Source organism: Actinoplanes teichomyceticus ATCC 31121 (assembly GCF_003711105.1).
GTDB lineage: Bacteria > Actinomycetota > Actinomycetes > Mycobacteriales > Micromonosporaceae > Actinoplanes > Actinoplanes teichomyceticus.
The window spans coordinates 3,177,668-3,197,392 of the sequence record NZ_CP023865.1 but is presented as its reverse complement, the minus strand read 5'-3'; the positions used below and the strand labels follow the sequence as shown (position 1 = coordinate 3,197,392).

The 19,725-nt window shown below is 74.0% G+C and carries 17 protein-coding genes; 11 read left to right on the top strand and 6 right to left on the bottom strand.

Annotated features, from left to right (window positions below; genetic code table 11):
* The first annotated feature begins 124 nt into the window (after nt 1-124).
* The 3 genes from ACTEI_RS14315 to ACTEI_RS14305 all read left to right on the top strand — a co-directional run bounded on the left by ACTEI_RS14315 (nt 125) and on the right by ACTEI_RS14305 (nt 4,508).
* Entirely contained in the window at nt 125-1,408 is a 1,284-nt protein-coding gene (locus ACTEI_RS14315) for a TIGR04053 family radical SAM/SPASM domain-containing protein (protein WP_122978115.1), read from the top strand.
* 615 nt (nt 1,409-2,023) lie between these two features.
* Entirely contained in the window at nt 2,024-3,226 is a 1,203-nt protein-coding gene (locus ACTEI_RS14310) for an LCP family protein (RefSeq protein ID WP_122978114.1), read from the top strand.
* 67 nt (nt 3,227-3,293) lie between these two features.
* Nucleotides 3,294-4,508, top strand: a complete 1,215-nt coding sequence (locus tag ACTEI_RS14305) for an MFS transporter (protein WP_145831085.1) — start codon at nt 3,294-3,296, stop codon at nt 4,506-4,508.
* A 115-nt stretch (nt 4,509-4,623) separates the two neighbouring features.
* Here ACTEI_RS14305 and ACTEI_RS14295 read toward each other — a convergent pair whose 3' ends face one another.
* Nucleotides 4,624-5,739, bottom strand: a complete 1,116-nt coding sequence (locus tag ACTEI_RS14295; protein ID WP_122978112.1) for a hypothetical protein — start codon at nt 5,737-5,739, stop codon at nt 4,624-4,626.
* A gap of 278 nt (nt 5,740-6,017) precedes the next feature.
* Between ACTEI_RS14295 and ACTEI_RS14290 the strand changes: the two genes are divergently transcribed.
* From ACTEI_RS14290 to ACTEI_RS14275, 4 genes are all read left to right on the top strand, one after another.
* Nucleotides 6,018-7,622 carry a methyl-accepting chemotaxis protein gene (locus tag ACTEI_RS14290; protein ID WP_122978111.1) on the top strand — a complete coding sequence of 535 codons (1,605 nt, stop codon included), beginning with the start codon at nt 6,018-6,020 and terminating at the stop codon, nt 7,620-7,622.
* A 9-nt stretch (nt 7,623-7,631) separates the two neighbouring features.
* Nucleotides 7,632-8,669 (top strand): BMP family lipoprotein, encoded by a 1,038-nt coding sequence (locus ACTEI_RS14285; protein WP_122978110.1) that lies wholly within the window; start codon nt 7,632-7,634, stop codon nt 8,667-8,669.
* Nucleotides 8,670-8,731: 62 nt separating this feature from the next.
* Complete coding sequence (locus ACTEI_RS14280; RefSeq protein ID WP_122978109.1) at nt 8,732-10,165, top strand: GGDEF domain-containing protein; 1,434 nt, start codon at nt 8,732-8,734, stop codon at nt 10,163-10,165.
* Between the two features lie 97 nt (nt 10,166-10,262).
* A complete protein-coding gene (locus ACTEI_RS14275) occupies nt 10,263-10,949 on the top strand; it encodes a CBS domain-containing protein (protein WP_122982139.1) in 687 nt (228 codons plus the stop codon).
* A gap of 155 nt (nt 10,950-11,104) precedes the next feature.
* Here ACTEI_RS14275 and ACTEI_RS14270 read toward each other — a convergent pair whose 3' ends face one another.
* Nucleotides 11,105-12,013 (bottom strand): S41 family peptidase, encoded by a 909-nt coding sequence (locus ACTEI_RS14270; protein ID WP_122978108.1) that lies wholly within the window; start codon nt 12,011-12,013, stop codon nt 11,105-11,107.
* An 83-nt stretch (nt 12,014-12,096) separates the two neighbouring features.
* On the opposite strand from ACTEI_RS14270, the gene ACTEI_RS14265 reads away from it, so the two are divergent.
* Nucleotides 12,097-12,639, top strand: coding sequence for an ArsR/SmtB family transcription factor (locus ACTEI_RS14265; RefSeq protein WP_122978107.1), 543 nt, complete (start codon nt 12,097-12,099; stop codon nt 12,637-12,639).
* 172 nt (nt 12,640-12,811) lie between these two features.
* Here the strand turns inward: ACTEI_RS14265 and ACTEI_RS14260 are convergent, their stop codons facing one another.
* Nucleotides 12,812-13,561 (bottom strand): SDR family NAD(P)-dependent oxidoreductase, encoded by a 750-nt coding sequence (locus ACTEI_RS14260; RefSeq protein WP_122978106.1) that lies wholly within the window; start codon nt 13,559-13,561, stop codon nt 12,812-12,814.
* A 22-nt stretch (nt 13,562-13,583) separates the two neighbouring features.
* A complete protein-coding gene (locus ACTEI_RS39335; protein ID WP_145831086.1) occupies nt 13,584-13,934 on the bottom strand; it encodes an LLM class oxidoreductase in 351 nt (116 codons plus the stop codon).
* A gap of 116 nt (nt 13,935-14,050) precedes the next feature.
* Here ACTEI_RS39335 and ACTEI_RS14250 point away from each other — a divergent pair, with 116 nt between their 5' ends.
* A complete protein-coding gene (locus tag ACTEI_RS14250) occupies nt 14,051-14,704 on the top strand; it encodes a TetR/AcrR family transcriptional regulator (RefSeq protein ID WP_122978104.1) in 654 nt (217 codons plus the stop codon).
* A 205-nt stretch (nt 14,705-14,909) separates the two neighbouring features.
* Here the strand turns inward: ACTEI_RS14250 and ACTEI_RS14245 are convergent, their stop codons facing one another.
* Nucleotides 14,910-16,331, bottom strand: coding sequence for an FAD-dependent oxidoreductase (locus tag ACTEI_RS14245; RefSeq protein ID WP_122978103.1), 1,422 nt, complete (start codon nt 16,329-16,331; stop codon nt 14,910-14,912).
* A gap of 223 nt (nt 16,332-16,554) precedes the next feature.
* Here ACTEI_RS14245 and ACTEI_RS14240 point away from each other — a divergent pair, with 223 nt between their 5' ends.
* Nucleotides 16,555-17,163, top strand: a complete 609-nt coding sequence (locus ACTEI_RS14240; RefSeq protein WP_122982138.1) for a class I SAM-dependent methyltransferase — start codon at nt 16,555-16,557, stop codon at nt 17,161-17,163.
* 18 nt (nt 17,164-17,181) lie between these two features.
* On the opposite strand, the gene ACTEI_RS38950 is transcribed toward ACTEI_RS14240, so the two are convergent.
* Nucleotides 17,182-18,735, bottom strand: coding sequence for a GAF domain-containing protein (locus ACTEI_RS38950; protein ID WP_122978102.1), 1,554 nt, complete (start codon nt 18,733-18,735; stop codon nt 17,182-17,184).
* Between the two features lie 392 nt (nt 18,736-19,127).
* Between ACTEI_RS38950 and ACTEI_RS14230 the strand changes: the two genes are divergently transcribed.
* On the top strand, nt 19,128-19,667 hold the full coding sequence (locus ACTEI_RS14230; RefSeq protein WP_122978101.1) for a type 1 glutamine amidotransferase domain-containing protein: 540 nt from the start codon (nt 19,128-19,130) through the stop codon (nt 19,665-19,667).
* Nucleotides 19,668-19,725 lie beyond the last annotated feature (58 nt).

The following is a 19,725-nucleotide window of genomic DNA, read 5'->3' as shown; positions in this document are numbered from 1 at the left end:
CGCTCCCCCGGCCGCCGCCGCCCGGACAGGACTTCGGGCACCCGGACGCGGGACCTCGGGACCCTTGTCCGTCGACCCCCGGCGCGACGACAGTGCAGGGTGCGACGAAGCGAGGGAGGCCGGGATGCAGCCGGGCAGTGAGGGCGCCGCCGGGCCGGTGGCCGCGGGCCGCGCCCGCGACGTACGGATTCCGCGCAGCAGCGGCGCCGACCGCCCCTTCATCGTCATCTGGGAGGCCACCCAGGCCTGCCCCCTGGCCTGCCGGCACTGCCGCGCCTCCGCCCAGCCGCTGCGCGACGCGGGCGAGCTCGGCACCGACGAGGCCGTCGACCTGATGACCCAGGTCGCCGCGTTCGGCCGGCCGTCGCCGCTGTTCGTGATCACCGGTGGCGACCCGTTCCAGCGGCCCGACCTGGCCACCCTGGTACGCCGCGGCACCGAGCTGGGCCTGGCGATGTCGGTGTCCCCGTCCGGCACGCCGACGCTCACCGCGGAGGCGCTGGGCATGCTGCACCAGGCGGGCGCCCGGGCCATCTCGCTGAGCGTCGACGCCGCCGGGCCGGCCGCGCACGACGGCTTCCGCGGCTTCGACGGCGTCTGGGCCGCCACCATGCGCGCCTGGCGGGAGGCCGACGCGCTGGGCCTGAAAGTGCAGATCAACACCACCGTCACCGCCGACACGGTGACCGACCTGCCCGGCATCGCCGCACTGATCCGCGACCGCGGCGCCCTGCTGTGGAGCGTCTTCTTCCTGGTCCCCACCGGCCGCGGTCGCGGGCTGCGCGGGCTGGACGCCGCGCAGACCGAGGACGTCCTGCACACCCTGTACGACCTCGGCGAGATCGTGCCGGTGAAGACCACCGAGGCGCACCACTTCCGCCGGGTCTGCCTGCAGCGCGCGATCCTGGACCGCCGCGGCCTGTCCGCGGCCGACCACCTCGATCTGGGCCCGCTGTACCACCAGCTCCGGCAGCGGCTCGACGAGCTCGGCCTGGCCACCGGACCACGCCGGGTACGCCGCGCCCCGTTGCAGGTCAGCGCCGCCAACGGGTTCGTCTTCATCAGCCACCGCGGCGACGTGTACCCCAGCGGCTTCCTGCCGGTCCCGGCCGGCAACGTGCGGCAGCAGCCGCTGACCGAGATCTACCGCACCTCGCCGATGTTCACCACGCTGCGCGAGCCGGACCGCCTGCGGGGCCGCTGCGGGGCCTGCGAATTCCGTACCGTGTGCGGCGGCTCGCGGGCCCGGGCGTACGCGGCCACCGCCGACCTGTACGCGGAGGAGCCGATCTGCGCGTACCAGCCCGGCTCGTTCCCGTTCCCCGCGGACGTGGCCGCGGCCCTGTCCGCGGTCGGCTCGGGACGCCGACCGCCCGGCGCACCCGCCGCCGTGCCCGCGCCACGCTGAGCGAGCCCGCGCCGCGCTGAGCGAGCCCGCGCCACGCTGAGCGAGCCCGCACCACGCTGAGCGAGCCCGCACCACGCTGAGCGAGCCCGCGGGAGCGCGTCACCGGCCCGGCCCCGGCGGATCGCGGACACCGGCCCGACGCCGGTCGGCACGGCCGCTTCCGCAGGCGTCCGGCGTCCGCGCGCTCGCAGGTCGGTCGCGGCTGAGCGTTCTTCCCGCAGGCCGACGGCGCGCCCCCGGGTCCACAGGCCGACGGCGCGCCCCCGGGTCCACAGGCCGACGGCGCGGCGCGAGGCGCCCCCGAGCCGTCGCCCGCCTGCTCAGGTGGCTCGGCTCCGGCGCGGCGACCCCGGCGATGCCGGGCCCGGACGCGGGTCGTCAGCCGGGCTTGAGCCATCGGGGTACGCTCCGGGCTCGATCCGCGCGCCGGAGCCGGGCGACCCCGCGACGCCCGCCCCGGGCCGGCTCGATGCTCAGGAGGTTCACAGCTGGCATCAAGCCAGAGCCCGATCTCGGAAGCGTGAGATCGGTTCACTACTCTTTCCCGCCACGGGCGGGACGCAGACCTCGCTCCGAGGTCTGCCGGGCCTTGCCGTTCAGTCGAGGAGTCATCGCATGCCAGTGGCAACCGACCGGACCGACGGCCGTCCGCACCCGGCGGACGGCCCCGCGGGCCGGCCGAAGGGCGGCCCGGCACGCCGCAGGCGCCCCCGCGCCCCGTGGTGGACCAAGCTGGCCACCGCGTTCGGGGCGCTGCTGGTGGTGCTCAGCGTGGGCACCGGCGCCGCCGCGAAATACCTCCTCAACCAGGTGACCGACAACGTGCAGACCACCGCGTCGGTGCTCGGCGCCGGCGACGGCGTGGGCGTGGCCCAGACCGGCGCCGGGGGCAAGCTGCCCGACGGCGCGATCAACCTGCTGATGCTCGGGCTGGACACCCGGACCGACTGGGAGAAGACCGGTGAGGGCTCCCGCTCGGACACCATCATCGTCCTGCACATCCCGGCCTCACACGACAAGGCCGAGATGATCTCCATTCCGCGGGACACGATGGCGCGGATCCCGGCGGACCGGTCGATCGGCTTCGACGGCGCCACCGACAAGATCAACTCAGCCTTCTACTTCGGGTCGCAGAACGGGCACGGCTGGACCGGCGGCGCCAAGCTCGCCGCCAAGGCCGTCCACGAGCTGACCGGGATCAGCTTCAACGGCGTCCTGGTCATCGACTTCTCCGGCTTCAAGGACATCCTGGAAGCGCTCGGCGGCGTGTACATGTGCGTCGACATGGACATGTGGTCGAGCCACTACATCATCGACGCCAAGGGCAAGGTGCAGTACGCCAAGGGCGCCGACCCGACCTCGCCGCCCCGCAACGCGCTGTGGTTCCGCAAGGGCTGCCGCAACATGAAGCCGTGGGAGGCGCTGGAGTACTCACGGCTGCGGCACTCCGCGAACGGCGACTACGACCGCCAGCGCCACCAGCAGCAGCTGCTGCGCGCCATGGCGAAGAAGGCGACCAGCAGCGGCGTGCTGACCGACCTGGGCAAGGTGTCGAAACTGCTCGCCGCGGCCGGCTCCTCGCTGAAGATGGACACCAACGGCGTCTCCACCACCGACTTCTTCTACGGCCTCAAGGGGCTGGCCACCGCCGACCTGCTGCCGATCCGCACCAACAGCGGCAGCTTCGTCACCAACGGCAACGGCGAAGGCATCAACGACGTCACCCGCCAGCTGTTCGACGCCGCCGCCAAGGACCAGATGGAACCGTTCCTGCTGAACCACCCGGAGCTGGTCATCGACAGCACCGCGACCAAGTAGCCGGGGGCGCGGATCACCCGGGATAAATGGGTGGAGACGGGCCGGCCGGGTTGCTAGAACACTGCGGGTGACCGCTCGACGCAAGGTTGTCCCACTGACCCTGGCCCTCGCGGTCGACATGCTCGGCAGCGGCCTGCTGCTCCCGGTGTCGCTGCTCTACTTCACCCACGTCACCGGGCTGCGGCTGAGCACCGTCGGACCGCTGCTGAGCATCGCGGCCCTGGTCTCGCTGCCGGTGCCACTGATCGTCGGTCACTTCGCCGACCGCACGCGCCCGCTCGACCGGGTGCTGGCCGCGCAGGTGCTGCAGGCCGCCGCCTACGCGGCGTACGGGCTGGTGCGCGGACCGGCCTCCCTGCTGCTCGTGGCGGTCGTGGCCGCGATCGGGCAGCGGCTGTTCTGGTCCTCGTTCTTCTCGGTCGTGGCGGGCCTGGCCGAACCGGGCGAGGACCCCCGCCACGCCGACCGCCGCTTCGCCGTGGCCGGCATGGTGCAGATGGCGGCGACCGGGGTCGGTGCGCTGCTCGGCGGCGTGGCGGTCACGTACTCCTGGTACCAGCCGGTGGTCCACCTGAACGCGGCCAGCTTCCTGATCTCGGCGCTCCTGCTGCTGCTGGTGCCGCGCGAGGCCACGCCACCGGCCGGCGAGCAGATGCGCGGCGGCTACCGCCCGCTCCTGCGCGACCGGCCCTACCTGCTGCTGATCGCGGTCAACACGGTCTTCGCGCTGTGCAGCATCTTCGTCGGCGTCGCCGTGCCGGTCTTCCTGATCGACGGCCTGCACGCGCCGCACTGGCTGGTCGGCCCGCTGCTGACCGCCAACACGGTGCTGCTCGCCGTGGGCCAGCGCCTCGCCGTACGGCTGGTGCGGCCGCTGTCCCGGGCACAGAGCCTGGTGCTGGCCGGCGCGCTCTGGGCGGTGTGGGCCCTGGTCTACGCGGCGGCGGTCGGCGTCCCGGACTGGGCCCTGGTGCCGTACCTGATGGCCGGCATGATCTTCTATGCCGCGGCCGATCTGATCCACGCGCCGATCTCCAACGCCCTGTCGGCGGCGGCGGCCCCATCCGCGCAGCGCGGCCGCTACCTGGCGGTCTACCAGTACACGTTCGCCTTCGCGAACATCCTGGCGCCGACCTTCTTCACCGCCCTGCACGCGCGCGGGCCGGCCGCGCCGTGGCTGGGCCTCGCCGTGGTCACGGCCGCGGCCACCGCGGTCATGTGGACCCTGCGTACGCCGCTGGCCGCCCGCGAGACCGAACCGGACCGCGCCACCGCCGGCTAGCGGCGCCCGGCCGGCGCGGCGCCCGCCGGACACCGGCGCCGCCCCGGCCGGCGCGGCGCGTGGTGCGGGGGCGGGGCCCCGGCGGCTTCCGGGCGCGGGGCTACCGGGCGCGGGGCTACCGGGCGCTCCGCCAGGCGCTGATGCCGAGCAGAGCCACCGAGACGAGCAGCGCGATCCACGCGGGCCGGGCCTCGCCGAACGGATCCGGCAGGTGTTCGGACGCGGCGTTCACCGCCAGGCCGCTCAGTGTGCCCAGGGTGGTGCTGTACAACGCGCCCGCCGCCAGATTCGCGGTCCGGCTCTGGCCGCCCTCCGGCAGGCCGTCCCAGTTCTTGTTGGCGAGCGCCGCCGTCTGCGAGGTGGCCCGGTCCAGCAGCGCGTCGTACTCGCGCTGGCTGGTCACGTCCAGCAGCGCGTGCCGGTAGTCATCGAACGCGCCCTGCAGGCGGCAGCCCCTCGACAGGATCGTCGCGCGGTCGCCGGCGGACCAGCCGGCCGCGTACGCCAGCTGACGGTAACGGTGAGCGGTCTGCACGGTCTGCACATGGATCAGGTCGGCCAGTTCCTTGCGTGCGGCGGGCCTCCGCCAGGCCCGACGGTCGCGCGCCAGCAGCCACGCGACCTTGAGCACGTCGGCGGTGGCGACCGCCGACCACGGCGGGTCACCGTAGCGGGTGCGCCACCACCGGGCCGTGACGATCCGGCACACCGCGCCCGCACCGGCGAATCCGAGGTACGTCACCACCCCCCAGGCGACCCCGGCCGGTAAGCCCACCACGTGCCCGGCGGCGTACCATCCGCACAGCGCGGCGGCCGCGATCTGGACGGCGAAGACGGCCGCATCGGTCACCGGCCGCAGCCATGGCCGACGGCTCTGGACCCACCACCGCACCAGGATGAGCCTGGGGAACAGCAGCCCGGCCACACCGGCTCCGGCCAGCATCCCCAGCAGCGTGGCGGTCTGCACGGCGCTCGCGGTGCGCGGGTCGTTCCCGTCCGGCGCCGAGCCGAGGACCACGACCAGGAGCGCGCTCGTGGCCAGCACCCCGATCACCGCTCCACCGGCCCACCGGAGCCGGGTCTCGACCAGTAGACGCAGCGCCTGGAAGACGGCCGCCTTGCGCGCCGCCGACGCCACCGCCCGGCGCGGCGGTCGCGGCAGGCGCAAACCCGCCAGGGCGCGGGAGTACGCCTCCGCGTGGCTGCGGGCCTCCTCCAGCGGAGACGGCATCCACGTCGGCGACACACTCCAGAGCGGTCGAACGCGGTGCGGGACACCCGTGCCCATGCGTGGCCTCCGGACGGCGGTGACGGCGGCCGTTGGCGATGCACCGACCGGCACGATCCCAGGCGCTCCGCCGGCCGGTCACCCGCGTCGCCGCGGGCCCGTGGCCAAGCTTTCTACCACCTCGGCGCAACCGAGCGCGCCCCCGGGAACCCTAAGCGAACCTCGCAGGCTGCCGAAAAGGGGAGCGATCATAACCCGGCACCTCGACGGAAGGATCCCCCTTGCGGCGATTCACCATCGGCGCCCGCCTGTTCGGCGCCTTCGCCGCCGTGCTCACGCTGCTGTTCGCAGTCGCCGCGGTCGCCTTCGCGACCATTGTCGCCCAGCGTGACGCCGCCACTGAGGTACGGCGTCTGGAGCTGCTGACTCGGCAGGCCGGCGAGATCAAGACCCACGCGGGCACCCTGAACGGCTGGCAGGCCGGCTTCATCAACGACATCTACCGCCTCGGCGCGGCCCGGGCGCTGGGCGGCGACTCGGTCGCCTACAAGGCCTGGCAGCAGGAGCGGGACGCGTTCCAGGCGTACCTCGACAGCGTCGACGTCGCCAGCATGACCCCCGCCGAGCGGGACGTGTTCGAGCAGCTGAACGACGAGCTCGCCGACTACGTCACGATCAACGACCGGGTGGTGGCGGCGTACCGTCCCGGAACCGCGCAGGCGCTGTGGAACGCCGACCAGATCGCCATGTACGACAGCTGGAACAGTTACTACCGGATGATGGTGGCCGCGCAGAAGCTCGCCGCGTCGGTCGACGCACGCAGCGTCGCGGCGGTCGGCGACTCCGCGGACGACGCCGAGCGGGCGCAGCTGGTCATCGGCGTCGCCACGGCGCTCGCCCTGCTGCTCGGCACGGTGTCGGCCATCGTGGTGACGCGCAGCATCGTCCGGCCGGTCGGCGCCGCCCGCGACGCGCTGCGCCGGGTGGCCGACGGCGACCTCACCGTCGAGCCGGTGACCGAGGGCCGCGACGAGGTGGCCCAGATGGCGTCCGCGCTCGGGCAGGCGGTCGGCACCGTCCGTACCATCGTCTCCGACGTCGCGCACCAGGCCGACGTGCTCACCCAGACCTCGGCCGAGCTCAACGCCGTCTCCGGCGCCTTCGCGAAGGCCGTCGGCGACACCTCCCAGCAGGCCGACCTGGTCGCCGGCGCGGCCGAGGACGTCAACCGCAACGTCGACACGATGGCGGCCGGCTCGGAGGAGATGGGCATCTCGATCGAGGAGATCTCCCGGAACGCGGCCGAGGCGGTCGCGGTGGCCGCCGAGGCGGTGACCGCGGCGCAGACCGCCAACCGTACGGTCGGGAACCTGGGCTCGTCGTCCTCCGCGATCGGCGACGCGGTCCGGCTGATCACCAGCATCGCCGCGCAGACCAACCTGCTCGCGCTGAACGCCACCATCGAGGCGGCCCGGGCCGGCGACATGGGCAAGGGGTTCGCCGTCGTCGCCGGTGAGGTCAAGGACCTGGCGCAGGAGAGCGCCCGCGCCGCCGAGGAGATCGACTCGCTGGTCCAGGCGATCCAGTCGGACACCCAGGCGGCGGTCGGCGCGATCGAGCTGATCGGCGAGGTCATCGGCCGGATCAGCGACTACCAGAACAGCATCGCCGGAGCGGTGGAGGAGCAGACCGCGACCACCGGCGAGATGAACCGCGGCGCCGTGGCGGCCTCCACCAGCACGGCCAGCATCGCGGAGAACATCCGGGCGGTGGCCGCCGCCACCGCCGCCACCTCCGCCGAGGTCGCCCGCTCCCGGGAGGCGGCCGCCGAACTGAGTCGCATGTCCACCGCGCTGCGTGACGCGGTCGGGCAGTTCCGGTACTGAGGAGCTGAGTTGACCAAGAGCATCCGGGTCGCGGTTCTCGCCGCGGCCGTCACCCTCCTGTCGGCGTGCACCGCGGCGACCGTTCCGGTCTCCTCGGTGGACTCCTCCGGGCTGGGCCGCGCGGCGGTGCACGTCGGGATCGCCTACGACAGCGCCGGCCGCGGCGACAAGAGCTTCAACGACGCCGCCGGCGCGGGACTGGACCGGGCGAAGAAGGAGCTGCTGGTCGAGGCGACCGAGGCGACCACGGCGGCGGAGAGCGACGACGCCCGGGCGGACACCCTGCGCGGGCTCGCGCAGGGCGGCAGCAACCCGGTCATCGCGGTCGGCTTCCTGTACGCCGCCGCGGTGGGCACGGTGGCCAAGGAGTTCCCGGACACCCTGTTCGCGATCATCGACGACGACTCGGTGTCGGCGAAGAACGTGGTCTCGCTGCTGTTCTCCGAGGAGCAGGGCTCCTATCTGGTCGGGGTGGCGGCCGCGCAGGCCACCCGCACCGGCCGAGTCGGTTTCGTCGGCGGCGTCGACGTCCCGCTGATCCACAAGTTCCAGGCCGGGTACGCCGCCGGGGTGCACAGCGTGGACCCGGACATCCGGGTGGACGCCCGGTACCTGAGCAAGCCGCCGGACTTCAGCGGTTTCGGGGCGCCGGACAAGGCGCGGTCGGCCGCCCGGCGGCTGATCGACGACGGCGCGGACGTGATCTACACGGCCGCCGGCGGGTCCGGTGGCGGGGTGTTCGAGGCGGTCGCCGCCGCACCCCGGACGTGGGCCATCGGCGTCGACTCCGACCAGTACGCCAGCGCCGCGGAGGCGGTCCGGCCGCGGATCCTGACCTCCATGCTCAAACGCGTGGACAACGGGGTCTTCCAGGAGATCCAGGCGTTCGTCAAGGGTGACCGGGCGGGCGGCAGCAAGCGCTACGACCTCAAGGTCGACGGCGTCGGCTACGCCACCTCCAACACGGTGCTGGGCCCGTACCGGTCCGGCATGGAGAAGGCGCGGTACCGCATCCTCAGCGGCGCGGTGAAGGTGCCCACGAAGTGAATGTGGTGCGGCTCACTGCCCGTTCGGCACAGCATGACGGCGCGCCCGCCGATCGTCAGCCCATGGCGACAGGCAGGTTGTGGGCATTGCTCGGCGGGGTCACCGGCGCCATCGCGCTCGCGATGGCGACGTACGGCACGACGTTCGGCAACGTCGTCTATGTGCTGCTCTACGGGACCCTGTGCACGGCCGCCTGGGTGGCCGCCGCCCGCGTCCCGGGCGGCTCGCCGCGGCGGCCGTGGGTGCTGGTGGCGCTGGCGCAGTCGCTGTGGCTGCTGGGCGACCTGATCGAGCTGGCGTACTACTACTTCTCGGTCGGTGTGCCGAGCGTCGGCATCGCCGATGTCTGCTGGCTCAGCGGCTACCCGCTGATCGCGGTGGCGCTGACCATGATGGCCCGGCGGCGGGCACCCGGCCGGATGCGCGGCGCGGTGCTCGACGGGCTCACGCTGGCGGTCGCCGCCGGGCTGGCCGCCTGGCAGTTCCTGATCGTGCCGCTGCTGGGCACGGGCACCTCGCTGGCCGAGACTATCGTCCCGCCGCTCTACCCGGTGGCCGATGTGGTGCTGCTGGCCGGCATCCTGTTCATCGCGCTGTCGCCCGGCACCCGCGGCGCCCCGACGCTCCTGGTGCTCGGCGCGGTGGTGCTGTACCTGGCCATCGACGTGTCCTACAACGTCCTGCCGTACTTCCTGGACTACGGGCTCGTGGAGCGCATCGGCCCGCTGATCATGCTGGGCAACGCGCTGCTCATCGCGGCGTGCCTGCACCGGGGGCGCGACGAGCTGACCCGTCCCGGCAGCCACGTCAAGGTGCTGCACCCGTCCCGGGTGCTCTTTCTCGGCCTGGCCTTTTTGACCGCGCCCGCCCTGACGCTGATCCAGGAGGGTCTGGAGAAGAACGCCGTCGCCACGCTGGTGGCCACCGCGCTGAGCACCGGGTTCGTGCTGGCCCGGTTCACCCTCGCGGTCCGCGAGCAGGAGCGCGCCCAGGCGCAGCTGGCCTACCAGGCGCGCCACGACGCGCTGACCGGGCTGCCCAACCGGGCCATGCTGACCGACGAGATGGACCGGACCCTGCCGCCGCGATCCGGGCCGGTCGCCGTGCTCTACCTCGACCTCGACGGCTTCAAGCAGGTCAACGACGAGTACGGGCACGAGGCCGGGGACGCGGTGCTCACCGCGGTGGCCGGCCGGCTGTCCAGCGCGGTACGCAACACCGACCTGGTGGTCCGCCTCGGCGGTGACGAGTTCGTGCTGTTCTGCCCGGAGCTGGCGGCCGACGACGCGATCCGGCTGGCCGAACGGGTGGTCGCCGACGTGGCGCGCCCGATCCCGTTCCGCGGCCGGATGCTGGACGTCGGCGCGAGCGTCGGCATCGCCGCGTACGGCCGGGGCGAACCGGCCCGGGAGCGGGACGCGCTGCGCGCCGCCGACTCGGCGATGTACGAGGCGAAGCGCCGCGGCCGGGGACGCTGGGTGCTGGCCGAGGCCTGACCCGCCGACCGGGTGCCGTTGGACCCGTCCGGCCGGGCCGCCCGGTCCTGCCGGACGGGTGCCACCGCTTCCTAGCGTGGCGGTGGAGGGATGCACGATGAAGGTTTGGCATGTCAACGACGTCATGACCACCGACGTGATCGCGGTCGGCCCGGACGTTGCGTATCGAGAGCTGGTCGCCCTGCTCGCCGCGAACCGTATCAACGCGGTGCCGGTCGTCGACCGTGACCGGCGGGTCCTCGGGGTGGTCTCCGAATCGGACCTGCTTCGCAAGATCGAATATGTCGGCGCCGGGCAGCCTCGCTGGTTCGAGCGCAACGACCGGACCGCGCGCCGCAAGGCGGACGCTCTGACCGCCGGCGAGCTGATGACCGCGCCGGCCGTGGTGGTGCTGCCGACCACCGGCATCCGCACCGCCGCGCGGCGGATGAACGAGGCGCACGTCAAGCAGATGCCGGTCGAGGACCCGCTGGGCCGGCTGGTCGGCATCGTCAGCCGCAGCGACCTGCTCAAGGAGCACCTGCGGCCGGACGACGAGATCGCCACCGACGTCCGGGCGGCGGTGCACGAGGCCACGTACACCGAGAATCTGGCGGCTGTCGAGGTCGAGGTGCGCCAGGGTGTCGTCGACCTGACCGGCCGGGTCGAGCGCTGGTCCACGGCGATGCTCGCGGTCCGGTTGGTGCGGCTGGTGCCCGGCGTCGTCGACGTGCTGGACGAGATCGCGTTCGATGTGGACGACCACCGGGTGACCGACCCGGTCCCGGCGCACGCCGCCGGCTGAGTCCGCGGGGCGGCGAGGGCGCCTGATCCGCCGCCTTCGCCGCCCCGCGCCGTCGTGGCCGGCGGTACGGCCGTCCGGCCGCCAAGCGCAGAGACCGTGCCGCCGGCATCCACCGTCCTACCCGGGTACGGACCGGGTCATGCCGTGGTGGGGGCTCATTCCCCGAGCAGCGTCCGCAGATGCCGGACCGCCCGGTCGAGCGCCTGCTCCGCGGGCGCCGCCAGGTCCGGCCGCACCCCGACGCCCTCCCAGTTCGTACCGGAGATCGGGCTCACCGAACGGGCGACCGGGATGGTCACCTCCAGGTGCGGATGCACCGCGAAGCCGTCGCGGGGGTGCGCCCCGCCCCGGGTCACCTCCCCCACGATCGTCGCTCGCTGCCGTTCCTGCAGGTCGAACGCCAGTTCCTCGGCGCCGGAGAAGGTCGTGGCGCTGGTCAGCACGGCGACCGGCCGGTCCGGGCCGTAACGCGGGCCCCCCAGGTACGGCAGCGTCCACATCTGCCGGGTCGAGTCACCGGCCCGGGACTGGATGTTGTTCAGGTGGACCGGCTCCGGCCCGAACAGGTAGCTGCACAGCAGCGCGACGGTGTCCGGCGAGCCGCCACGGCAGCCGCGCACGTCGAGCACCAGCGCGGAGGAGCCGGCGACCAGCGTCATCGCCGCCGCGATCGGCTCGCCGGCCAGCGTCGGCGGGAACAGCAGCGGGTTGATCGTGATCAGGCCGATGTTGCCGTCGAGCCGCTCGACCCGCTCGATGCCGCCCCCGGTGCGGGCCGCCCAGCCGGCCGCCGCGGCCAGGTCCGCGGCATCGTCGCCGTGGTCGTCGCGCAGCGGCTCCTCGCTGAAGAGCAGGCGCAGGTGCAGGTCGCCGTTGACCGACTGGAGGTCCTCGGTGACCAGCGCGGCCAGCGCCGGCGCGGCGACGCCGTCCGGATAGCGCCCGGAGGCCAGCGCGGCGGTCAGCACGGCGCCGGCCCGGTGCCCGACGTCGGGGAACACGTACTTCTCGGCGAGCAGGTCGACGACCTGCTTCACCACCGCGGTGATCTCGTCCTGGCGCATGGGCCTCCCTCGCCGTCCACTGTCGACCGCAGCAGTGAAGCACCACACTTGACAAAGCGTCAAGAAGATTTGACGCTTGGTTCGTGGACGAGCGACTGGAGATCTCCGCGCCGGAGCAGCACCGGGCGCTCGGGCACCCGCTGCGGCACCGCATCCTGTTCGCCATCGGCCAGCAGGCCGCCACGATCAGCCAGCTCGCCAAGGCCCTGGGCCAGCGCAAGGGCAACATCGCCCACCACCTCGGCGTGCTGCAGGCGGCCGGACTGGCCACCGTGGTCGAGACCCGGCAGGTCCGCGGCGGCACCGAGCACTACTACCTGCGCACCGCCCGCCGCCTGGTGTTCACCGGCCCGGAGTCCGGCCCGGTCTCGGTGCGCGCGGTCGCCGACGACCTGGCCGGCGCCGGCGAGGTCCCCGGCTTCCGCATCCGTAACCTGCGGCTGACCCGGGAGCAGGCACGGGCCGCGGCGGCCGCGCTGGAAAGCCTGATCGACGGTCTGGAGGACGCCGGCGACGCCGGGGCGCGCTACGAGATCCTGTGCACCCTCTTCCAGCCGGCTCCCGGCGACAGCGGCAGCAGCGGCAGCAGCGGCAGCAGCGACGGCGACCAGGACAGCCGGACCTGATCGGGCCGGATGGTCGGGGCATCCCGGCCGCGCCGCCCGCCGCCCGCACCGGCGGGCGACGGGCGCGGCGGGCGACGGGACGGGCGAGGGCGAGCGGCCCGGTACGCCGCACCGACCACCAGGACGTCACCCGGCGCGTCCTGCTGCGGATGGTCGACGCCGGGCCCCCGGGTCAGATCTGGCTGGCGCCCCCGTCGACGTAGATCTCCGCGCCGGTCATGAAGCTGCTCGCCGGCGAGGCGAGGAAGGCGACCGCGTCGGCGATCTCCTCGGGGCGCCCGAGCCGCTTCATCGGCACGCCCGCGGCCAGGTTGTCGAGCAACTGCTGGGCGGCCGCCGGGTCGGGGGCCAGTCCGCTGAGACCGGGCGTGGCGACCGGGCCGGGCGCGATGCTGTTGACCCGGATGTCCCGGCCCGCGAGCTCGGCGGCCCAGCTGCGGGTGAACGAGCGCAGCGCGGCCTTGCTGGCGGCGTAGACGCTGAACGCCGCGGCGCCCTTCACGTCGATGTTCGAGCTGGTCACGATGATCGAGGCGCCCGGGTTGAGCAGGGGCAGCACGGTCTGCACGGTGAACAGGGTGCCTCCGACGTTGGTGTTGAACGTGTCGGCGTAGTGCTGCCAGGTGATCTCGCCGAGGGCCGCGAACTCGCCGCCGCCCGCGTTCGCGAAGAGCACGTCCAGGCCGCTGCCCCGTTCGCGGATCACGTCGGCGACGCGGACCAGGTCGTCGGGGTCGGCGACGTCGGCACGGATGCCGGTGGCCGGCCCGCCGAGTTCGGCGACGGCGGCGTCCAGGGCTTGCTGGCGGCGGCCGGTGAGGAAGACGTACGCACCCTCGGCGGCCAGCCGGCGGGCGGCGGCGAGGCCGATGCCCGCGGTGGCGCCGGTGACGAGGGCGGTCCTGCCGGTGAGCTGTCCCATGATGGTTGTCTCCTTCGAGAGGTCAGTGCACGAGGGTTGCGGCCGGCTCGCGCCATTGCGCGAGCGGGAGTTCGGTGGATCCGGGGTCGGTGAACACGTGCGGGGCGACGTGGTCGACGCCCGCGTCGAGATGCTCGCGGACGCGGCGGGCGAGACCGTCGACGTCGCCGTGCGCCACCAGCGCGTCGATCAGGCGGTCGCTGCGGCCGGGCACCGGGGCGCCCGCGCCGTCGAGCCCGGGCAGCCAGATGGCGCCCCGGGCGAGCCCGTCCCGTTCGGCCACGGCCGCCCGGATCTGGGGCCGGGCCGCGGACCGCAGCCGCATGTTCCCGACGCCGACCCGGCCGAGCGCCGGGGATGATGGCGCGCTCATCACGAGCACCTCCATTTCTATACCGTCCGGTACGGATATCGGAACGCCGGCACCGCCGCACATATTTCTGTACCGACCGGTTAAGATGACGTGCGTCACGATCCACGGAGGCACTCATGGCGGAGAAGACGCGCGAGCGCGGCCGGCCCCGGGCGTTCGACGCCGACACCGCCCTCGACCGGGCCGTCGAGGTGTTCTGGCGCCACGGCTACGAGGGCGCCTCGCTGACCGACCTCACCGACGCGATGGGGATCAGCCGGCCCAGCATGTACGCCGCGTACGGCAACAAGGAGCAGCTGTTCCGTCGCGCGGTGGCCCGCTACGCCGAGGCCGACATGGCGTACGCACGCGAGGCGCTCGCGCAGCCCACGGCGTACGCGGTGATCGAGAGCTTCCTGCGGGCCAACGCCGACGCGCTCACCCGGGCCGACCGCCCGCGCGGATGCCTGTCCGTCCAGGGCGGCCTGGCCGCCGGCAGCGACGGCGGCAGCGCCGCGAAGTGCCTCGCGGCCAGCCGGCTCGCCGGCGAGGCCGCCCTGGCCGACCGCCTCGCCCGCGCCGTCCGCGAGGGCGACCTGCCGGCCGGCACCGACGCGGCGGCGCTGGCCCGCTACGTCATGGTCGTCAGCGAGGGCAACGCCGTGCACGCCGCGGCCGGCGTCGACCGGGCCCGCCTGCACGCCACCGTCGACATCGCCCTGCGGGCCGTCCCCGGCACCCACCGGGCGGCCGACGTTGAGCCGCGCGGCGAACCAGCCGCCGGGCACTGAGCCACACACCGTCGGACCGGCGGCCGGGCACTGAACCACACACCGGCGAACCAGCCGCCGGGCACTGAACCACACACCGGCGAACCAGCCGCCGGGCACTGAACCACACACCGGCGAACCACCCGCCGGGCACTGAGCCACACACCGTCGAACCACCCGCCGACGCTGAGCCACACACCGGCGAACCGGCGCCCGACGCGTCCGGTCAGCGGCGGGCGGCCGCCGCCAGCGCGCGCAGCAGGAGACCGGGGCCGCTCAGCGAGCTCGGGTGTGCCAGCATCGCGGTCACCCGGCCGACCCGGCGGTTCACCGCCGGGTCACGCGCCGCCGCCTCGGCGATCAGCCGGCTGACCCGGCGCATCGCCCGGTACCCGGGCGGGTACGGCCCGTCCACGTGCGGCAGCGCCAGATCGGCGGTGGCCGACACCTGCCAGGCCGCATCGACGACCACCCGCACGTCGGCGAAGTAGGAGCGGGCCGGGCGGCTCAGGTCCGGCCGGCCGCGCAGGTACTCCGAGAGGCCGGACGCGTGCAGCATCGCCGCGGTCATGCCCTGGCCGTACACCGGGTTGAAAGAGGCCACCGCATCGCCGGCGGCGATCAGGCGGGCCGGGAAGCGGTCCAGCTCGAAGTCCCGGCGCCGGCTGTCGGCCTGGTGGTAGGTGACCACCCCGCCGATCGGCGCGGCCGCCGTCGCGACCGCGGCGAACTCGGCCGGGAAGTCGCGCACGCACCGCTCGCGGAACTCGCCGGGGTCGCGCCCGGGCCGGTCGCCGGCGTACCCGGACACCAGCATCATCCAGCGGTCCCCCTCGATCGGGGTGAAGCCGCCGATCCGCGCCGTCCGGCCCGGCCCCGGGCCGGCGATCGAGACGCACGTCCACACCGCGGTGTCCGCCGGGCGCGGGAACAGCGCGGTCGCGTAGTTGAGCCGGATGCCCACGCGGCGCGTCGCCGGACGCGGGAAACCGGCCGCGACCAGCCAGTCGCCCAACCGGCTGGCGCGTCCGGTGGCATCCACCACGAAGTCCGCCGGCTCGTCCACGGTGCCGGCGGACCCGGCCGGGCGGTAGCGGACGCCGGTCACCGCGCCGCCGCCGGTCAGCAGACCCTCGGCCCGCCCCGGCACGGTACGGACCCGGGGCAGCCGCAGCACCCGGTGCCGCAGCAGCGCCTCCAGGAACGGCCGGCTGGAGCTGAGCGACCGCCCGGCCACCCCGCCCGGCGGGTTCACCCGCAACCGGCCGTCCAGGTAGAGGCGGGTGGCGCCGGGCGGGGCGATCACCGCACCGGCCGCGACCGCCTCCCGCACGAAGCCGGGGAACCAGCGTTCGAGCTGGATCTGCCCGGCCGCCAGCAGCGCGTGCACCTGACTGCCCTGCGGCACCCCGGGCCGCGGGACGGCCGCGCCGGCCGGGTCGGCGGCGAGCCGCTCGTCCGGCACGTCCAGCGCCACCAGGTCGTCCGGCTCGACGATCAGCACCTGTGCGGCGTGGTCGCTGAGCACCCGGGCCGCCATCAGCCCGGCCACGCCGCCACCGAGCACGATCGCCCGGTGCAGCAGCAGTCCGGGGTTTCGCGGCGGCTGCGCCGTGCTGAGCCGGGCGAAGCGGCGGGCGGCGGACATGTCGGCTCCCTCCAGGACGGACCCGGTGGGGTGCCGTCTGCGCGCGGCGCGGCGCGTGGGTAAGGCCCCGCGGCCCTCGCGTCGTCAGGACCGGCGGACCGCCCGGTGGCGGCCCGGCGTGCCCAGCACAGTCGAGCAGACCGGGCCCGGATCGGCAAGCACGCCGCCCGGATCGCCGCGCCCGGTGACCGGCGCCGGGCGGACCGGTCCGTACAGTCACCTGATGGACTCCGAGCGGGTACGGGACGGCTACTCCGCGGTCGCCGGCCTCTACATCGAACTGTTCGGCTCGACCGCTCAGGTGCACGCCGACGACCTCGCCCTGATCGGGCGCCACCTGTCGATCCGGCCGGGCCGGGTGCTCGACCTCGGCTGCGGGCCCGGCCACCTGACCGGGCATCTCCGGTCGCTCGGCGTCGACGCGACCGGGATCGACATGGTTCCCGAGTTCATCGCCCACGCCCGGGCGGCCCACCCGGACGGTGACTACCGCCTCGGGTCGATGACCGCGCTCGACGCCGGGGACCACACGATCGGCGGGATCCTCGCCTGGTACTCGCTGATCCATCTGCCGCCGCCGGACCTCGACGGCGCCCTGGCCGAGTTCCGGCGGGTGCTCGCCCCGGGCGGCACGCTGGTGGCCGGCTTCGTCGACGGCGACGTGGCCGGCCCGTTCGACCACAAGGTCACGACGGCCTACCGCTGGCCGGCCGACGAGTTCTCCGAGCGGTTGCGCGGAGCCGGGTTCATCGAGGTGGAGCGCGGGCGCCGGCCCGCCGACGGCGCCAACCGGCCGCACGCCGCGATCGTGGCGGTCACGCGGGAGCGGTGAGCCGGGCCGGCCGGCGGCTCAGACGAGGATCGCGCCGGTGACCGCGACCTGATCCTTGAGGACCGCGCCGATCAGTTCCTGGGTGTGGTTGATCTCCTCCACCGCGGTGTGGATCTGGGCCAGCGACGCGGTGACCGCGTCGACCGCCGCCTGGATGGCGCTGACCCTCGCGCTGACCTCGTCGGTGGCCCGCTCCGTCTCGGTGGACAGCTCCTTGACCTCGCCGGCGACGACCGCGAAGCCCTTGCCGGACTCGCCCGCCCGGGCCGCCTCGATCGTCGCGTTGAGGGCGAGCAGCTTGGTCTGCGCCGCGATGCTCTGGATGTCGCGGACCACGTTGCTGATCTCGGCGCTGGCCCGGCCCAGGGCGGCCACCTGCTCGTTGGCCTCCACGGTGAGCTCCTCGCCCCGCGCGGCCACGGTGGAGGCGGAACTGACGTTGCGTTCCACCTCGCCGATCGACTCCAGCAGCTCCCGGCCGGCGCTGTGCAGCTGCTGGGCCGAGACGAACCGTTCCAGCGCCTGACCGACCAGGAAGGCGGTGTTGCGCAGGGCGCTCTCCCGGCCCGGGTACATGATCAGCGTCCGGGTGGCGAAGAAGTCCATCGTGCCGACGATCCGGCCGCCGACCCGGATGGGCAGGCACACCCCCGACCGGACGCCCACCGCCTGCGCGGCCGGGCGGCGCACGCAGTCGGTCAGCTCGCCGAGGTCCTCCACGAAGACCAGGTCACCCCGCTGCCAGGCGCGACCGGACAGCCCCACGCCGCGGGCGAACGACGCGGTCGTCGTGACCCGCCGGAACTCCGCGCCGGCGTCGCCGGACTCCAGGGCGAACCGCAGCACCTCGGCCTCCTCGTCGAGGTGCCAGAAGGACCCGTACTGCCAGTCGAACTCCTTGCGGATGGTCTCCAGCGCCGACCGCAGCGCCTCATCCCGGCTCGTCGCCTGGGTCATCTGACGGATCACGGTGGAGACCGCCTCCACGTCCTGCGCCGCCTTCTCCTGCTGAATCGTCTCGCGCAGCCGCACCAGCGCCCCGGAGACCAGCACCCCGATCGCCCGGAGGACCGACAGCCGGTTGCCCGTCGGGTGCATCTCCGCCGTGGCGAAGAAGTCCATGGTGCCGACGACCGCGCCGCTCTCGATGATCGGGAAGCAGATGCCGCTGCGTACCCCGGCGCGCAGCGCGGCCGGCGCCCGCACACAGTCGGTGACGTCGGCGAGGTTGCGCACGAAGACCAGGTCCCGGGTACGCCAGGCCCGCCCGGACAGGCCCACGCCCTCGGCGAACGTGGCCTCCAGCGTCACCTTCCGGAACTCGTCGTTGACCCGGCCGCTCTCCTGGGCGAAGCGCAGTGTCCGGGTCGCGGCGTCCAGCTGCCAGTACGAGCTGTACTCCCATCCGAAACGCTCGCGCACCAGCCGCAGCGCGGTGCCGATGGCGGCCTCCGGCGAGCTCGCCCGCTCCATCGCCCGCACGACCTCGGTGACCGCCTCCACGTCGGTCGCGGCCTCGGCGAGCTCGTCGTGAAGTGTCGCGACCTTCTGCGAATTGCGCGCGCCGAACATTCGTCGCCCCGTTTCCGATGAGAGCGACCCGGTGCCGCTTCGTGTCCCCCCTTTCGGGCCGGAACGGCGCGCCATGAGCGCGGCGGCCCGGAAAAGCGGCGACCTCGAAAAGTCAGTGCTATCCAGCTGCAACCCACGCTCGGGACGCCCCTTCGCGGACGCACCGCTCGGCCGGTCACCGCGTCCCGGCGTCCTCCGGGGTGGCCAGGTCGATCAGGTAGGCGGCGGCGTGCCGGGTGCGGACGATCTCCGCGACCGGCGCACCCGGGCGGGTCCAGCACGCCCGTCCGCGACCGTGATGTCCGATGCATTCCCGCCGCGTTTACCCGGCCGCGCCGGGGGCACCGGATCGGGTGCCCGAAAAAGCCCAACAGCGGGAGGAACCATCCATCATGGCTACATCGATCTCCGGTAAGCGGATCGCCTTCCTCGCCACCGACGGCGTGGAGGAGGTCGAGTACACCGAGCCGCGCAAGGCGGTGGAGAACGCCGGCGGCACCGCCGAGCTGCTCTCGATCAAGGACGGCGCCATCCAGGCCGTCAACCACATGGACAAGGCGGGCACGTACCCGGTGGACAAGCTGGTCCGCGACGCCCGCGTCGCCGAGTACGACGCGCTGGTGCTGCCCGGCGGCGTCGCCAACCCGGACTTCCTGCGCGCCGACGCGAGCGCCGTCCGGTTCGTGCGTGACTTCGTCGCCACCGGCAAGCCGGTCGCCGCGATCTGCCACGGCCCGTGGACGCTGGTCGAGGCCGGGGTCGTCGACGGCCGCACCCTGACCAGCTGGCCCAGCCTGCGCACCGACGTGAAGAACGCCGGCGCCACCTGGGTCGACGAGGAGGTCCACGTGGACGGCTCGCTGATCACCAGCCGCAAGCCGGACGACCTGCCGGCCTTCTGCGACCGGCTGCTGGACCGGGTGGCCGCCTGAGCCCCCGCCCCGCCGCGGCCGGGCCCGCCGTCATCGGGACGGACCGGCCCCGGCGCGG

Excerpts from the sequence above, each read along its gene's own strand:
- ACTEI_RS14315 (WP_122978115.1), top strand. The coding sequence starts at position 125 with ATGCAGCCGGGCAGTGAGGGCGCCGCCGGGCCGGTGGCCGCGGGCCGC.
- ACTEI_RS14310 (WP_122978114.1), top strand. The coding sequence starts at position 2,024 with ATGCCAGTGGCAACCGACCGGACCGACGGCCGTCCGCACCCGGCGGAC.
- ACTEI_RS14295 (WP_122978112.1), bottom strand. The coding sequence starts at position 5,739 with ATGCCGTCTCCGCTGGAGGAGGCCCGCAGCCACGCGGAGGCGTACTCC.
- ACTEI_RS14280 (WP_122978109.1), top strand. The coding sequence starts at position 8,732 with ATGGCGACAGGCAGGTTGTGGGCATTGCTCGGCGGGGTCACCGGCGCC.
- ACTEI_RS14275 (WP_122982139.1), top strand. The coding sequence starts at position 10,263 with ATGAAGGTTTGGCATGTCAACGACGTCATGACCACCGACGTGATCGCG.
- ACTEI_RS14270 (WP_122978108.1), bottom strand. The coding sequence starts at position 12,013 with ATGCGCCAGGACGAGATCACCGCGGTGGTGAAGCAGGTCGTCGACCTG.
- ACTEI_RS14260 (WP_122978106.1), bottom strand. The coding sequence starts at position 13,561 with ATGGGACAGCTCACCGGCAGGACCGCCCTCGTCACCGGCGCCACCGCG.
- ACTEI_RS39335 (WP_145831086.1), bottom strand. The coding sequence starts at position 13,934 with ATGAGCGCGCCATCATCCCCGGCGCTCGGCCGGGTCGGCGTCGGGAAC.
- ACTEI_RS14250 (WP_122978104.1), top strand. The coding sequence starts at position 14,051 with ATGGCGGAGAAGACGCGCGAGCGCGGCCGGCCCCGGGCGTTCGACGCC.
- ACTEI_RS14245 (WP_122978103.1), bottom strand. The coding sequence starts at position 16,331 with ATGTCCGCCGCCCGCCGCTTCGCCCGGCTCAGCACGGCGCAGCCGCCG.
- ACTEI_RS14240 (WP_122982138.1), top strand. The coding sequence starts at position 16,555 with ATGGACTCCGAGCGGGTACGGGACGGCTACTCCGCGGTCGCCGGCCTC.
- ACTEI_RS38950 (WP_122978102.1), bottom strand. The coding sequence starts at position 18,735 with ATGTTCGGCGCGCGCAATTCGCAGAAGGTCGCGACACTTCACGACGAG.
- ACTEI_RS14230 (WP_122978101.1), top strand. The coding sequence starts at position 19,128 with ATGGCTACATCGATCTCCGGTAAGCGGATCGCCTTCCTCGCCACCGAC.